The organism is Butyricicoccus sp. AM78-15b2TA (assembly GCF_027665985.1).
Lineage (GTDB): Bacteria > Bacillota > Clostridia > Oscillospirales > Butyricicoccaceae > Agathobaculum > Agathobaculum butyriciproducens.
Window position 1 is genome coordinate 19,389 of record NZ_JAQEHY010000009.1, and the last position, 14,991, is coordinate 34,379.

Genomic DNA, 14,991 nt, shown 5'->3' on the forward strand with positions numbered 1-14,991 from the left:
CGCTGCCGCGCGAAATGCTGAAAAATGCTGACTATATGACTTTTCGACAGACTGAGGACGCTTTACGCGTCCTTTTTTGCAGTTCGGTTATTTTTCACCCATTCGGCGATCGTCTGCTTGACCTTCTTTATCTGCAGCGGCTTTGCCAGATGGGCATTCATGCCTGCGGCGAGGCACTTCTGTGCATCCTCGTAAAAGGCATTTGCGGTCATGGCGATGATGGGCAGCGTTTTCGCGTCCGGGCGGTTGAGCGAGCGAATGGCCTTCGTAGCGTCAATGCCGTTCATCACAGGCATCATTATATCCATGAGAACCGCGTCGAAGGTGTCCGGCGGATTGTTCTGCACGATTTCCACAGCCTGTTTGCCGTCCGTGACGACGGTTACGGTTGCTCCCTCGTCGGTCAGCAGGATCTGTGCGATTTCGGCGTTGAGGGCATTGTCCTCGACGAGCAGCAGCCTGCAGCCTGCAATGCTGATATCCGGCGCGGCATGTGCGTCCGGTGTCTGCTCGGGAGACGGTGCAATTTCAAACGGCAGGGTGATCACGAAGGTGGAGCCGACGCCAAGCTGACTCGTGACCGCAATCGAGCCGCCCATCCGGTCGACAAGCTCCTTGGTGATGGTCATGCCGAGACCGGTGCCGTGATAATAGCTGCGCGCGTCCTGCTTTTCCTGCGTGAACGGTTCAAAAATATGGTCAACAAAGTCCGGACTCATGCCGATACCCGTATCCGAAATCGTCCAACGGTAGATGCATTTGCCGTCCTGTTCACCGAGCGAGTCCGTACGGGTGGTGATTTTACCGCCGGGACGGTTGTATTTGATGCAGTTGCTGTAAATATTGAGGAAAATCTGCCGCAGATGCAGCGGACTGCCGTAAATATACGGGTACGGAATGATGCATTTGTCCTTTTCGTACTCCCACTCAATGCCGGCTTCTTCAGCGCGGCCGACGATAATGGTAATGATATCGCGGGTCAGCTCCACCAGACTGATACGCTCATGCGTGAGGACTGTCGTGCCCTCCTCCAGTTTGCTCATCTGCAGCACATCGTTGATGAGCGACAGCAGGTGATTGGCGGAAATCTGCATTTTTTTGTGATTTTCCAGCAGCAGCGCCTTGTCATCAAAGTGGGTTTCGTCCACCTGCAGCAGACCGATAATGCCGTTGAGCGGTGTGCGGATATCGTGACTCATGCGTGAGAGAAATTCGGTTTTGGTGCGGTTCGCAATACGCATTTCATCGAAGGCGGCCTGCAGACGGGCGTTCTCCTGCTCGTCGCGGGCGTGCATCTGCGAGGTATCCTGCAGCAGGATAATCGCCGTGACCATCGGCATTTCGGCATTGATTTCCGGATCAAACACGGTAGTCTGCGTCATCAGCACGGTTTTCTGTACCCAGCGGATAGCGCCGTCATCCTCCTGCACGCAGTACTCCACCGTGATGTGTTTTTCACCGGCGGCAAAGCGCTTGAGCAGACGGGCACTGGTATCTGCCGTGCGGTAGCTGCCGAGTGTTGCCGGTGTGACGCGCTTGCGGTACTCATCGCAGTAGTCGCGGTAGGCGCAGGGAAGCGGGTAGTCGAGGAACAGCGCCCGGTCCGAATCACTCTTGCCGGCAGGTGAAATGTTGCGCTCGAGGGTGTCGCGCGTGAGGTTTACCGTGTAGATTGTGCCTGCCATATCGAGCAGCGCGTCCACATAGCTGTCGTTCTCAAGGATAGACTGCTTTAGCTGCTCGTAGTACAGCGTCAGCTGCTCCTTCGGGTCGATGGCTTGGTCGGCGTTCAGCCGAATGGTCTCGAATGCGAGGATGAAATGATGCAGCCTGCCGTTTCTGTCCCAGTCAATCGGAAGAACGGTCAAACGGCTGTAGCGGCTTTCCTCGGCCGCGTTGTACTGCAGTTCGAGGGTATCCTCTGCGCTGTGCAGGCTGCGCTGCAGTACGTCAAGCTGCAGCGCAGAACGGACGCGGCTGCGCTCGCTTTTAGCAGCCTGTTCCTCGGCAATCTGCTCAACAGCGCCGGTGTAGCTGCCGTCCGATGCCAGAAAAAAGCTCTCGCACGCGCGGATGGTGCGGTAGGTGTCCAGACGCGCATCGCAGTACAGGCAGTCGGAAAAGCTGCGGTGCAGGTGGTTGACCTGCTTCAACAGCTGAAAATCCAGCCGCTTTTCGGCGGCGGCTTCCTCGCGCTTGACGTGGTTTTTGTTGATGTACATGTTTTTGTCCGCAAGGTCAAACAGATCGCGCATATTGCTGTCCGGATTGTCCGATGCAAGCGCAAAGCCGACTGCATAGCTGAGCGGTGTATCCGGATGCTGTCGGGACTCCTCGGCAAGCTGTTTACGGACATGGGAGAGCAATTTCTGCAGCGCATCGGCATCCAGTCCGTGCGTTACCGCGAGAAACTCATCGCCGCCTGCACGGCCGACAAAATGCTCCTCGGGCATGGCCGCACGCAGCGCGACCGCAAACCGCCGGATGTATGCGTCACCGGTCTCATGGCCCATGCTGTTGTTGATGCGGCGCAGATTATTCAGGTCAAAGCTGCACACACCGGTTTCGGGTGCAGGCGGCGTCGGATCGTCGAGCAGCTCCTCGCACCTGTTCTTGTTGGGGAGACCGGTCGCGGCATCCAGATAGACCTTATGCTGCAGAGCGCGGTTCATCGTAGCCGTGCGCAGCGCCTGAAACAGCTGGTAGCCGATCAGCAGCATGAGCACGACGATATCCGCTGTGATGTACTTCTCCAGAATGGAAAGCGAGGTTGCCTTGCGCTGTGAGTACGCCTCTGCCAGACCGGTCGCGTCATTGCAGATGCCGAAAAAGGTTTCGCTTATGGGAATGATGTCCGTGTTATTTGACCCGACTGCGCGCACGCGGCCTATCTCCTGCTTGAGTGCTTGAAAATAGTCGTCCAGCTCCTGCATTTTGCTTTGGAAGGCATCATTGTTCAGCCGCACGAGGTTGAGCTCGTCGCTGCCGAAGCGCAGTCCGTCGATAAACGCGTCAATATCTGCGAGCATGCCGTCCTGCGGCTGACCGGAGATTTCCAGCTTGACGATACGCTGGATCATGCCGCGCACGAGTCCGGCGTAGTTGATGATACGCGCGGTGCCCTGAATACCGGCAACGAGGTTCATCATCCAGACAATCAATATAGCCAGCACGACTGCCAGCGCGCCAATGGCGGCGTTGACGATGCCGGTGCTTTTCTTTTTGGGGTTGCCAGCCATGTGCAATGACCTCCTTGCAGGCTGTCGAATTTTGTCGAACAAATTAGACGGGTGAGAAAGTATATATAGAATCATTATATCGTGAAAAGGGAACAAATGCAATGACAGAAGCGGAGAATCACACGCTGCACAGAGATATCCACAGACTTGTGGATACATTGCCGATTTTGTGCTATAATGCAGAAAAAGCAATCGGAGGAACAGAGGATGAAGCTGCGTTATATGATTATCGGTGCCGGTGGCGTTGGCGGACCGGTAGGCGCGTATTTGAGCAAATCCGGTGCGGATACCACGCTTATTGCACGCGGAAAGCATCTTGCGGTCCTGCAGAAGCACGGCTTGACGCTTGTATCCGGAGAAAATGAGCGCGAGAGCATTCCGGTCAAGGCAATCGACATGGACGGCTTTCTTGCCGCGCGGGAGCAGGGCGCTCCCGCGCCGGATGTGATTTTCGTGTGTGTCAAAGGATACTCTCTCGCGGATACCGTACCGTTCATCCGCAAGGCAGCAGGCAAAGACACGGTAGTTATTCCGGTGCTCAACATCTACGGCACGGGCCGTACCCTGCAGGCAGAGCTGCCTGAGCTGCTTGTCACGGACGGCTGCATCTACATTTCGGCCAACCGGATTGCGCCGGGTGTCATTCAGAAGCACGGCGCGATCTGCCGTATCGTGTACGGACTGCCGAGCCACAAGACCGACCATCCGGTGCTGCAGCAGGTCGAGACAGACCTCAAAAACGCCGGAATCGCCCCGATTTATTCTCCCTATGTCGAGCGCGACACGCTGCTCAAATTTGCATATGTGTCGCCGAATGCGGCCTGCGGACAGTATTATCACGCAAAAGCTGCGGAAATGCAGCATCCGGGCGAGGTGCGCGACAGCTTTGTGCGCCTGATAAAAGAGGTCGCTGCGATAGCGAACAAGATGGGTATTCCGCTGGAGAGCAGGCCGGGGGAGCTGGTCGAGCGCAACCTGCGCATTCTGGACGCACTTGCACCGACCGCGTCTACCTCTATGCAGCGCGATATGGAAGCCGGCAAGCAGTCCGAGGTGGATGGTCTGATTTATCAGGTTGTGCGTCTGGCAGAGCAGTACGGCGTGGACGTGCCGGAGTATCGCAAAATCGCAGAGGCGGTAAAAAAACAGACAGAAAATAAGTGAAAACGGCAAAGACCCGGAATCTTCCGAAGAAAGATTCCGGGTCTTTGCACTATGGGTGGTGATGCTGTTTCGACTGTCATTGTCAACAACGACAATTTCACTGCACACCGTCCGATGGACGGTGACATTCGCAATCCTTCTTGAGCGCCTGAAGCTGCTGCTCCATGGTCGGCACCTCGCACTTGCCGGTGCGGATGGCCTCGCGCACGACCTCGGGCGACGCAGGAACCTTATTGATGCGCACGCCGATGGCACGCGACACGGCGTTGAGAATCGCCGGTGTGACGGGCACGGTCGCAACCTCGGAAATGCCCTTGGCACCGAACGGGCCCTGCGGTTCCGGGTCCTCGATTAAAATAATCTCGTAATCCGGTGTATCCTCGGCACGCGGCAGACCCAGCTGACGGTACAGCGTCTTGACCGGATAGCCGTTCCTTGTCGGATAACCCTCGGTCAGTGCGTAGCCCTGTCCCATCGAGCAGGAGCCGTGCATCTGTCCCTCGATGATATGCGGATTGATGGCGCGGCCAACATCGTGTGCCGCAATGATTTTGAGCAGACGAACCTTGCCGGTCTCCTTGTCCACCTCGACGATAGCGGCCTGCGTGGCATACGCATATGCCGGAAAGTTGCGGTATTTTGCACCGCGCTTTTTCGCGCCCTCAAAATCGCCGATGGCGAAGCAGGGGTCGGATGCATAATAGTATTCCGCGCGGCGTTCTTCGCCCGGCCGCCACGGACGGCTGTCTAAATCCTGCTTGAGCTTGACGCACGCCTCATATACTGCACGGCCGCCGCACAGCGTCTGCCGCTCGGAAACCGACTCACCGGTGGGGATAGTCAGCTCGGTGTCGCCGTTGGTGATGTAAATATTTGCGATATTCATGCCGAGCGTTTCCGCCGCGATCTGCGTCATGGCTGTGCGGAAGCCCTGTCCCATATCCGTGCCGGAAACGATCATGTGCAGGCGGCCGTCGCCCTGCAGAATCAGCCTGCACGCACCGTCATCGGTGAAAATACCCTTGCCGACGCCTACATTCTTGAATCCCGAGGCCATGCCCCATCCAAGCACCTTGCTGCCCTTGGGATACTGGCCTTCGTATTCCTTGAGTGCTTTTCGCAAACTTTTTTCGCACTGGTTGATGGTATCCATCATACCCATGCTGTATTTGAGCACCTCACCGCCGACCGAGGTCGCACCCGGATAGACGGCATTGCGCCGGCGCAGCTCGAACGGGTCGATATCCAGCTTTTCCGCCATCATGTCCATCGCAGTTTCAATGGAGATCGCCGCCTGATTGATGCCGTAGCCGCGAAACGCGCCGCCCTGCAGATTGTTGTTGCGGATCGCCGAGCCTTCCACCTTGACATTGGGAATGATGTACGGGCCGCCGCTCATCAGCGCGCCGGTCATCAGCGTGCCGTAGCTTTCGCATTCGTACGGGCCGCCGTCCGAAAACATGCGGCAGTCCAGATACTGGAACTTGCCGTCCGGCGTAAAGCCGATCTCGTAATCCGTATGGTAGCCGTGGCGTTTGGTGGTGAGGATCAAATCCTCCTTGCGCGTCAGCGTAATCTTGACCGGCTTGCCGCAGGCGTGAGCGGCAACAACCGCCGGTGCTTCGAGAAATGAGTCGCATTTTTTACCGAAGCCGCCGCCGAGCGGTGTCACGATAACGCGGATATCCTCCTCCGGCTTGTCCAGAATCTTTGCCAGCATACTGCGGATTTCAAACGGCGCCTGTGTGCAGGAATAGAGGATCGTTTTGCCGTCCTGCACCATGCCGATAGCCGAAACCGGCTCCATGCAGGCGTGCTCCTGCGGCTCGATATCCTTGGAGACATTGAGCTTGACGATGTCCGTCCGCTGCTTTGCCTGCTCCACATCGCCGCTGACGCGGCCGGTGTGTACGATGAAGCTGTTTTTGCGGTAGCCGTCCGCCATGGTGTAGATACCGGGCAGTTCTTCATAGTCGATTTTAACCAGTTTGGCGGCCGCTCTCGCGTGCGCCGCCGTATCCGCGACAACCAGCGCGAGATGGTCACCGAGAAACCGCACCTCATCCGTGCAAAAGACCGGCTGCTCCGGCGTCCATGTGCCGACCTTATTCATGCCGGGCACGTCAGCCGCCGTCACGATGCGCACCACGCCTTCCGCCTGTTCGGCGGCGGAGTAGTCCACTGTGTTGATCTTTGCTTGCGGTGCCGGCGCCCAGACAAATGCACCATGCAGCAGAGTATCTGCGCCGATGTCCTCAGCGGTGAGGTCGTCGCAGAATTTCAGTTTGCCGCCGGTCTTGTCCATGCCGTCCACATCCCAGACCGACTTGCCGACCGCGGAACCGGTGATTTCGGGCACGACCTGATTTTCCCCGACCACAATAACCGTGCTTTCGTGGCTGCGGAAGCTGTCGATATCCGGATCTTCCCCGCGCAGCCGCGCCGCTGCCAGCTTGACCGCCTCGATAATTTTGACATAGCCGGTGCAGCGGCAGTAGTTGTTTTTCAGCCCGTCGCAGATTTCCGGCTCGGTCGGAGCCGGATGGTGCAGCAGCAGCGCCTTTGTCGCCATCACCATGCCCGGTGTGCAGAAGCCGCACTGCACAGCGCCGACATCGAGAAACGAGTGCTGAATCACCTGCAGCATGGTGTCGTTCGGTGCATTTTCGATGGTCTCGACGGCTTTGCCGTCCAATCGGTGCACGAGCGTCACGCACGAGCGTGTCAGCCTGCCGTCCACCAGTACGCTGCACGCGCCGCAGTGACCGGTGCTGCAGGCTTCTTTTGTGCCCTTCATGCACTTTACATTGCGGAGATATTCGAGCAATGTGCGGCTTTCGCCGTCTTCTATTTCAATTTGTGTGCCATTGAGCGTAAATCGTAGCATGGGATTTCGCCCTCCTGCCGTTACTTGATTTTTGCTTTGATGCGCATGAAGCGTCTGTGACCGGAGTCAAGCGCTTCGTAAAAGTCCTCGCTGTCCTTCGGGTCATCCTTTGTCAGCTTAGAGACCACATACATCAGCACGAACGCGGTCGCCAGACCGATCGTGCCGTACCACACATAGCCGAGATCCCAGACGAAGAAGGTCAGGCAGATGATGATCGCACCGACCGAAATCGAGGTGATAGCGGCTTTTCGGGTTGCCCACTTGCAATAAATGCCGAATACCAGTGCCGGGAACAGCGATTCGACCAGGGAGTCTGCGAAAATCATCAGATTGTAGACGTATTCCCAGTGCATGAGCGATACGGCGACTGTTACAGTACCGAACAGCAGAATCACCACGCGGATAACCGAGGTCTCGGAGGCCTTGAACCTGCAGTGGCCGATGCCGACGAGCAGATCCTTGTAGATGATAGAGGACATGACCATCAGCAGCGCATTTGCGGTGGACAGACCGACCGCCAGTACGCCGATGAGGAACACGATCATCAAAATCTGCGCGAGCAGACCGTGCGTGCCCGCGATGATGTTGCACATATACGGGATAACCAGTTCGGTCTCCGAGCTGGTCAGATTCGGCATGGCAGCCAGTGCTACCAGACCGATGAGCATTGTGCCGCCCCAGACAATGATCTGCAGGAACGGTGCAAGGAAAGCCATCTGACGCTGGTCCTTCAGACCCGCGCTGTAATAACCCGAGCGCACAAAGACCTGCGGCAGCAGCAGCGTGTAGCCGAACGCGCACGCAAGCGGATAGCTGACGCGCGACGGATAGGTGCAGATACCGATCGGACCAGGGTAGGAGAACCAGTCCGGCGTCTGCACACGGACGGTCTGGAACGCCTCGATGATGGAGCCGTTGAACACAATCTTGAGCGTTACGAAAATAATTGCCCACAACGCCAGAATGAAGAACCAGCCCTGTACAGCATCCGCCAGGGCGGTGGATTTTACACCGCCGAGCATGACGAATACCGTCATGATAATGCCGCAAATGAGCGTAAACGTCTGCGAGGATACCGCGCCGCCGGTGGCTACCTCAGCCGCGCGTCCGCCGGCTACCAGTACCGCCGAGATAAACGGCACGGCGCAGATAATGTAAACAATGTCGATGATAACGGTCAGCGCCTTGGACTTGTAGCGGCAGAAGAAGAAATCTGCCGGAGTGGTGAAGTGCTTCTGCTGGTTGACCAGCCATACCTTGGTCATTGTAAAGTAGCAGATGATCGGGAACATGGAGTAGATGCACATCTCCGAGAAGAAGTAGCCCAGTCCGTAGCGGTAATATGCGCCCGGGCCTGCGAAAAATACCCAGACGCTCATGCAGGAGGCGATATAGGTCATGACCATGACCGGCCACTTGAACCGGCCGCCCTGCAGATCGACCTTGCCGGCGTCACGTTTTTCCTTCCATGTGGTGTAGCGCGCGATGGCGATTAAAAATAGAAAATATGCCGCAAAAACGATCCATACCGTTTTGCCTGAAAGTAAACCCTGTGTTGTCATTTTCTCTGTTATCCTTTATTTGTCCGATTCTTTTTGCGTTTCGGAAGCGGCAGGCGTCATATTCTCTGCTGTTTCGCCCTGTTCCTCGTCCTCAATCAGAGGATACTCCTTTTCGGTCAGCTTGCAGCCGATATACACGGACAGCACCGTGCCGACAAAGCTGATCAGACCGTGTATGATGCAGGCGGTCTCGCTGCCGTAGGGTGGGAATCCCGGGAAATTATAGAATACCCAGAAGAACAGCACAGACGCCAGCCAGATTTTTTCTGTTCTGCCGATTTTCATTTTGTGTCACCTTGTTTTCTTGTTTATATGTAATTTCAGGTATGCATTTAGTCCTGAGAGCGCCATTCATCCAGCAGCGCATCCGAATCTACGACCAGTCCCAGATGCAGCGAGATCATGCGCAGCGCAGGCTCTTCGAGGTGCTCGGAGCCGCGGGTCAGGTCGCGCGGCACGACGACGCGGAAATCGCGGTTTGCGGCATCGAAGGCGGTGTTGATAACGCAGCAGTCGGTCATGCAGCCGGTGAGCACCACGCGGCGGATGCCGAGGTTGCGCAGCAGCAGCTCCAGATCGGTCGGATAGAACGCGCTCAGGCGCTTTTTGGTCGTCACCATGTAGTCCTCGTCGTGTACGTCGATGGACATTCTGTTCCAGCGTGTGCCTTCGATGGCGTGCTCTGCGATGTTGGGAATCTCACCGACCGTAACCGGAAACACCATGCGCCACGCAGACGGAAACAGTTTTTCGTCTGCGCCGCCCTTACGCAGCGTTGAGCGGACATGGATGATCGGCAGACCGAGCGCGCGTGCTTCGTTCATGAAATGATTGAGCGGTTCGATGATCTCGCGTCCTCGCGGAGATGGACATGGACAGTCCGGGTCGGTTGACAGGTGTCCATCGTGCATGTCAATCGTAATGACAGCCGTATCGCGGCGATTAAGGAAAACCTGCTGTAATTGCTCCGGAACCTCCTTTTCAATGCTGTCAAAGTATGCTTTCATTTGATTTTTCTCCTTCCCGGCAAAACGCCGCAGCAATCTGTGCGGCGCTGTCAATAGCGGTATTGGAGTTATTATAGCACATGTGTCATGACATGTGCAAATATTTTGGTCGGGTTGGGGAAAGATCGTGAAGGGATGGAGACTGGCGATGCTGGACGGGAGGGAGGCGATGCGGCTATCTGTGTCGCTCCGCGAAGGGAGCGACGCAAGGCGTATCTGCGGACATACTGCTGCATATTAAATTTCAATCCGCGCTCCCCGCGAAGAGAGCGACATCGAGAACACCAAGAAACCCGGTCTGCTCATCAAATTTCAATCCACGCTCCCGCGAAGGGAGCGACTCGTCCAATGCCCCAGAGGACCGCCGCGCGCTTATTTCAATCCACGCTCCCGCGAAGGGAGCGACCCAATTTCCGTAGTTTAATGCCGTTGCGGGCATATTTCAATCCACGCTCCCGCGAAGGGAGCGACGATGCCGTACCGCTTGTAATTCTGGAAATTGTCGTTATTTCAATCCACGCTCCCGCGAAGGGAGCGACGGCGGGGCATCGGCAGACGTTCCGAGAGCATCATCAATTTCAATCCACGCTCCCGCGAAGGGAGCGACCGTCAAGCGCCAGATCAACACGGCTGAAATTCGCATTTCAATCCATGCTCCCGCGAAGGGAGCGACCACGCGGCGCGCTGAGTGTTACGCTGCTGCATCCATTTCAATCCACGCTCCCGTGAAGGGAGCGACATATCCGCGACACGCAGGAGCGTACCTTCCGCGTATTTCAATCCACGCTCCCGTGAAGGGAGCGACTTAAGCAGATCGCCACATACATCAAAAACGATACCATTTTAATCCACGCTCCCGCGAAGGGAGCGACCTATTACTGGGATAACTCGCAAATGTCAGTTAAATTTCAATCCACGCTCCCGCGAAGGGAGCGACCGATTGACGATTGCGCACGCGCCCATGAGCGCCGGAGACAGGTTTCGCCTTCATCAGCTCGGGCAAACACAATTCCTTGAGCGAGCAGGCCGAGCAGCCTTTCTGCGGTTTTACCTTAGGCGTGCAGCCGCGCCGCAGATAGTCATGCATTTCGGCAAGGCTGTCGCGCACACGCTGACGCAGTTCGTCTGTAAATTCGACAGGCGTCTGTCGGCGCGGCTCACCGTAGAACAGCGCACCGTCGGAAATCTGACAGCACAGCATTTCCTCAAGACACATCGCCTGACCGCACAGCTGCAGCTCGTCCGCGCCGTGCGGCTTGGGCTTGCCGCGCTTGTATTCGATTGGAAACGGCGACCACAGTCCGTCTCGTCCCTGCAGGGTAACGCCGTTTTCCGAGCGATGAAATTCCACCACATCGCATTCACCGGACACACCGAGCACCGCAGAATGGATACGCATGGCACGAACAATCAGCAGGTCGCCGCGGCTTTCCGTGCCGCCGCCGAGCGCTTTCTCGTGCAGAATCGAGCCGTCCACCGTGCGGTAATTCTCCGCCCACTGATGCTCTACATGGATGAGCGCCCATTGCCGACGGCAGAATGCGAAATGCTGCAAACCGGAGAGCTGGAGGAAGTCCTCCTCGGCGTAGATTACCCCAGTACCTTGCAGGTCACGCCGGCCGGCAGGTTGGCTTCGTCAACCGTGATGGTGTAGTCCGTGTACGCACGCGGCGCAATCACGCCTTCGTTGTGCTCGGCATGAACCAGATCAAACAGCTTGTGCGAGGGTGCGTTGCCAAGCTCGGAATCATGCTTGAACACAATCAGCTGGCGTACAGCCATCTTGCCGCGAGCAGCCGAATGGTCGTTCTCGAACATGTTGATGATTGCCGTCCACAGCAGTTCAAGGTCATCCTCAGAGAATCCGGTCGTCTTGCGGGCGAGGTTAGCGGAAACATAGCCTTCCGCACGGTACAGACCGTAAGGCACGATGTACTTGCGGCCCATTTCGGTGTCCTTTTTCTCCGCGTCAGCCTCGGTGGTGATGGCAACACGGGTGATCGTGACTTCCTGCGGAACAATAGGATCCACACTGCGGGCAAAGCCAAGCTGCACCGGACCGCGCACCTGTCCACAGTTGAGTGCACCCTTGACAAAGGTGGTCATAACCGCACCGAATGTGCGAATATCGTAGAAATTCTGGCACATAAAGTCGCGCAGCTTGCTGTCCAGCTGGTCGTCCTTCTTCTTTGCATCCTTGAGCTTGTCCGGCGCTATACCGACATAAGCGCAGGCTTCTGCATCGCTGCGGTTGAGCGGTACACCGTCCTTGATGTAAATGCGGTAGCCGGATTCGCCTTCCTTGGCCATTTCCACATAGTTGCGGATTTTGCGCTTGAGGCACACATCGGTCACCAGACCGTAGCCGGTTTCCGGGTCGATACGCGGCATGTTGCCCGCATCCGGATCGCCGTTCGGATTGCCGTTTTCCACGTCGAAAAAGATTACAAATTCATAGCGGTTTTTGATGGGTTCCATTTACTTGTCCTCCTTTACTTTGCGATGGTAGTATCCAAGATAAAAACAGGTGGTTTCTTCGGGGTTATAGCGAGAAGGAAGCGTCTCGGTCAGCAGAGAGAGCAGATGTTCCTTTTCGTTCTGCAATTTAACGGCATAATTGTGCTTATTGCGCATCAGTTTTTTTATATGGTACTCACTAAGCGGAATAATTTTATTAAATGCAGTTTTAGGAGTGGAGCCAGCCGCACGAAAATAGCTGTCCTTAATACTGCGGTTGATCTGATAATCTACAGATGCAAGCTGAATCTGCTCGAGGACATAAAATAACTGTCCCAGAATGTAGGGCTGGTAGGTGCAGTCTTCGTTCAAGTGCATATATGCCACCTCTTTTAGAATAGAATAGTTAGACTGATTTTCGCAGTTTTTCAGCAGATACGCCTTCAAAATTGCGGCACGCCGCCAGTTTACCTCAGAATCTGCGCGGATACGGAGCATAACACCATTCAGCAGTGCCGCCGGATAACGGTCGTTGTTCCAGACAGCACGGGCAGTCGCACCGGCCATAACCGGACTCGGCTTTTTGTCGCGGGCACTCTGGTTGACGGTTTCGGCAAGCAGCTGCCACAGCGGCAGGAATCCGGTCGGCGCCTTTGCCGGACGCTTGATTTTCAGATGTTCATAGTGCGCGTTGACGTTCTTCATCAATTCACCAAACGTGTTTTTATAGAAGAATCGCACACTCAGACGCGCGGCATTCGGTGCCAGACCGAGAATGTAGAACGCACGTTCAGGATCAAGATTTAATTCCTGACACGGTTCGCTGTCTGCAAGGTGTTTGAGCGCAGCGGATAAGTCATTATCCGACCAGCTTTGCGTGTTATTGCCCATAAGGCAGCTGAAAAAATCAGTATACTGCGGTTCTGCAGTCTCCGCCCAGCAAACGACGGTGGTGTCGCCGATGTACTGCGTATGCTCGCGGTCAGCCAGCAGGTGATTGAGCGCCGTCGTATAAGCAAATGCAGCGTGCTTACCAACAGGTGCATTGTAGTTCTGCTCGTGACCGTAGGAACAGAAGGCGGGTGCGTTGAACGATACAAGTGCGGCGCCGCTGGACTGCGCATCACGCACACCCTTGATGGCGGGATGAACGGCGGCAATCTCATCCAGTTCGCCGGTGACAAGACATTGCTGTTTGGGTGCATCGGAGTCACCGTCGTAATGTGCCTGCCATGCAGCGCAGATGGCTGGATCATCTGCCGGATATTGTCCGTTCACATAAAATACCAGATTGGCACCGGCAATGATTTTGTCGTAATCATCGACAAGAGCAGGGGGCTGTGTAGCTTCGGCAGGCTGCCATGTATCAAAGAAGGAGAGAATTGCGTGTGCGGCAGGAGAGTCCACATTGTCTAACAGCTTGCGGTGCAGCTCGGCGGCGGCGTGAAAGCATTGCAGACTGCGCTCCGGTTTGCCTTTTGCGTCTATGCCAAGCAGATATGCCGAATTATCCCACATAAAGTTGGACGTGACACCGGAAGAACGCTTGACTGCCGCCGGCAGATGAATATCCTCACGCGGTCGGAGCACTTTCTTTTTGCCTGCCTCTGCTTCGTGCAGCAGCGGAATAACCTGGGCGAGTTCACCGTTTTCCCGCAGCTGGAGCGCATAACTGATTTTCGGTCTGCCCCAGCCGGGCGCATCAATTTCACCGCGGGCATTGAGGGCATCATAATATTGCGTCAGCGCCTGCAAAATCATTTGACCACCTCCGCACTGTGAATCGGGGGAACCTCCATGACACCGTCTATCAGCTTGGCGCGGAAGAACATCGGTGTGATATTGGCGGGATCGCTGTAATCCATGTCGAGCAGCATCCAGCCGAGATCGTGCTCACCGAGCAGCTTCTCCGGACAAGGCGGAAGTTGTTCACAAAGCCCAAACTTTACCGGAAATTCCCGTGTGCCGAAGTAGGGCATGCTGTAGCACTGTCCGCGGCGCAGACGGCGTTTCATAATGTCCTGAAACTTGCCGGGATTGTCGGTCGGCGCAGCCTTGTCGGTCATTTCAAAGTGCGCTTCGATGACATAGTGGACATCACGCAGTACCATTGCGGCACGCTGCTGAATGCTTTCCGATGCAGCAAGGTACAGCTCACCCTTGGTTTTTGCAATCCACGCCTTGACCGAACGTGCGTTGATGGTGTCCTTCACCTCATTTCGGCGGATGTTGGTGAAGTGAATCGGCGCACAGACATGAATGCGGTCGATGATCCAGCGCAGACCGGGGTGCCAGTAAATACTTTCCAGCAACCCTCGTGCCGCCGAGGGTGTCATGCAGTCATAGCTGACGCGTTCGGTCTTCATTTCGGGTCTGCTGAATAGAGCGTATGGACCGCTTACTTCAACTTGAATTGACATTGGTAATTCCCTCCTTTACGAAGCCTTGCCAGATATTCCTTGGCATCAACAGAGAGTGGGATATGTGACAGGGCTTCGGTGTAATTTATTGAATAGACAGGGAAGCAAACTTCCTTATCCATGTTTATATCATAGCACTAAAATAAAACAAGAACAACTAATTTCATGAAAAATGTATTCTGCAATATGCATAAATTTAAGAGGGAAGATTTATGCATGTATATAAATTAATACATATAGAGGTTGTATGTA

At 55.6% G+C, this 14,991-nt stretch carries 9 protein-coding genes, 1 pseudogene and 1 CRISPR repeat array; of the genes and pseudogenes, 1 reads left to right on the forward strand and 9 read right to left on the reverse strand.

Annotation, left to right across the window (positions count from 1 at the left end):
• Positions 1–62: 62 nt before the first annotated feature.
• Complete coding sequence (locus PGS25_RS09560; RefSeq protein WP_270418458.1) at positions 63–3,239, reverse strand: ATP-binding protein; 3,177 nt, start codon at positions 3,237–3,239, stop codon at positions 63–65.
• Between the two features lie 207 nt (positions 3,240–3,446).
• On the opposite strand from PGS25_RS09560, the gene PGS25_RS09565 reads away from it, so the two are divergent.
• Complete coding sequence (locus PGS25_RS09565) at positions 3,447–4,403, forward strand: ketopantoate reductase family protein (protein WP_270418459.1); 957 nt, start codon at positions 3,447–3,449, stop codon at positions 4,401–4,403.
• A 97-nt stretch (positions 4,404–4,500) separates the two neighbouring features.
• Here PGS25_RS09565 and PGS25_RS09570 read toward each other — a convergent pair whose 3' ends face one another.
• The 8 genes and pseudogenes from PGS25_RS09570 to cas5c form a co-directional block, all read right to left on the reverse strand.
• Entirely contained in the window at positions 4,501–7,290 is a 2,790-nt protein-coding gene (locus PGS25_RS09570; RefSeq protein WP_270418460.1) for a molybdopterin-dependent oxidoreductase, read from the reverse strand.
• A gap of 20 nt (positions 7,291–7,310) precedes the next feature.
• Positions 7,311–8,855, reverse strand: a complete 1,545-nt coding sequence (locus tag PGS25_RS09575) for a sodium:solute symporter family protein (protein WP_118285831.1) — start codon at positions 8,853–8,855, stop codon at positions 7,311–7,313.
• Positions 8,856–8,870: 15 nt separating this feature from the next.
• A complete protein-coding gene (locus PGS25_RS09580; protein WP_118480569.1) occupies positions 8,871–9,140 on the reverse strand; it encodes a hypothetical protein in 270 nt (89 codons plus the stop codon).
• Between the two features lie 47 nt (positions 9,141–9,187).
• Positions 9,188–9,862, reverse strand: coding sequence for a cysteine hydrolase family protein (locus PGS25_RS09585; RefSeq protein WP_118480571.1), 675 nt, complete (start codon positions 9,860–9,862; stop codon positions 9,188–9,190).
• Positions 9,863–10,171: 309 nt separating this feature from the next.
• A CRISPR array of direct repeats spans positions 10,172–10,799; the repeat unit is 32 nt; unit sequence ATTTCAATCCACGCTCCCGCGAAGGGAGCGAC.
• 33 nt (positions 10,800–10,832) lie between these two features.
• A pseudogene (gene cas4 / locus PGS25_RS09590) lies at positions 10,833–11,453 on the reverse strand (CRISPR-associated protein Cas4); the annotation flags it as partial.
• Positions 11,453–12,340: a type I-C CRISPR-associated protein Cas7/Csd2 gene (gene cas7c, locus PGS25_RS09595; protein ID WP_270418461.1), complete on the reverse strand. Its 888-nt coding sequence runs from the start codon at positions 12,338–12,340 to the stop codon at positions 11,453–11,455. The pseudogene cas4 and the gene cas7c, both read right to left, overlap by 1 nt.
• Positions 12,341–14,080, reverse strand: coding sequence for a type I-C CRISPR-associated protein Cas8c/Csd1 (gene cas8c, locus PGS25_RS09600; protein WP_270418462.1), 1,740 nt, complete (start codon positions 14,078–14,080; stop codon positions 12,341–12,343).
• Positions 14,077–14,739, reverse strand: a complete 663-nt coding sequence (gene cas5c / locus PGS25_RS09605; protein ID WP_270418463.1) for a type I-C CRISPR-associated protein Cas5c — start codon at positions 14,737–14,739, stop codon at positions 14,077–14,079. The genes cas8c and cas5c overlap by 4 nt, the downstream gene beginning before the upstream one ends.
• Positions 14,740–14,991 lie beyond the last annotated feature (252 nt).

What these genes read in the sequence shown, in the direction of transcription:
- PGS25_RS09560 (WP_270418458.1), bottom strand. Translation starts at nt 3,239, where the DNA reads ATGGCTGGCAACCCCAAAAAGAAAAGCACCGGCATCGTCAACGCCGCC.
- PGS25_RS09565 (WP_270418459.1), top strand. Translation starts at nt 3,447, where the DNA reads ATGAAGCTGCGTTATATGATTATCGGTGCCGGTGGCGTTGGCGGACCG.
- PGS25_RS09570 (WP_270418460.1), bottom strand. Translation starts at nt 7,290, where the DNA reads ATGCTACGATTTACGCTCAATGGCACACAAATTGAAATAGAAGACGGC.
- PGS25_RS09575 (WP_118285831.1), bottom strand. Translation starts at nt 8,855, where the DNA reads ATGACAACACAGGGTTTACTTTCAGGCAAAACGGTATGGATCGTTTTT.
- PGS25_RS09580 (WP_118480569.1), bottom strand. Translation starts at nt 9,140, where the DNA reads ATGAAAATCGGCAGAACAGAAAAAATCTGGCTGGCGTCTGTGCTGTTC.
- PGS25_RS09585 (WP_118480571.1), bottom strand. Translation starts at nt 9,862, where the DNA reads ATGAAAGCATACTTTGACAGCATTGAAAAGGAGGTTCCGGAGCAATTA.
- cas7c (WP_270418461.1), bottom strand. Translation starts at nt 12,340, where the DNA reads ATGGAACCCATCAAAAACCGCTATGAATTTGTAATCTTTTTCGACGTG.
- cas8c (WP_270418462.1), bottom strand. Translation starts at nt 14,080, where the DNA reads ATGATTTTGCAGGCGCTGACGCAATATTATGATGCCCTCAATGCCCGC.
- cas5c (WP_270418463.1), bottom strand. Translation starts at nt 14,739, where the DNA reads ATGTCAATTCAAGTTGAAGTAAGCGGTCCATACGCTCTATTCAGCAGA.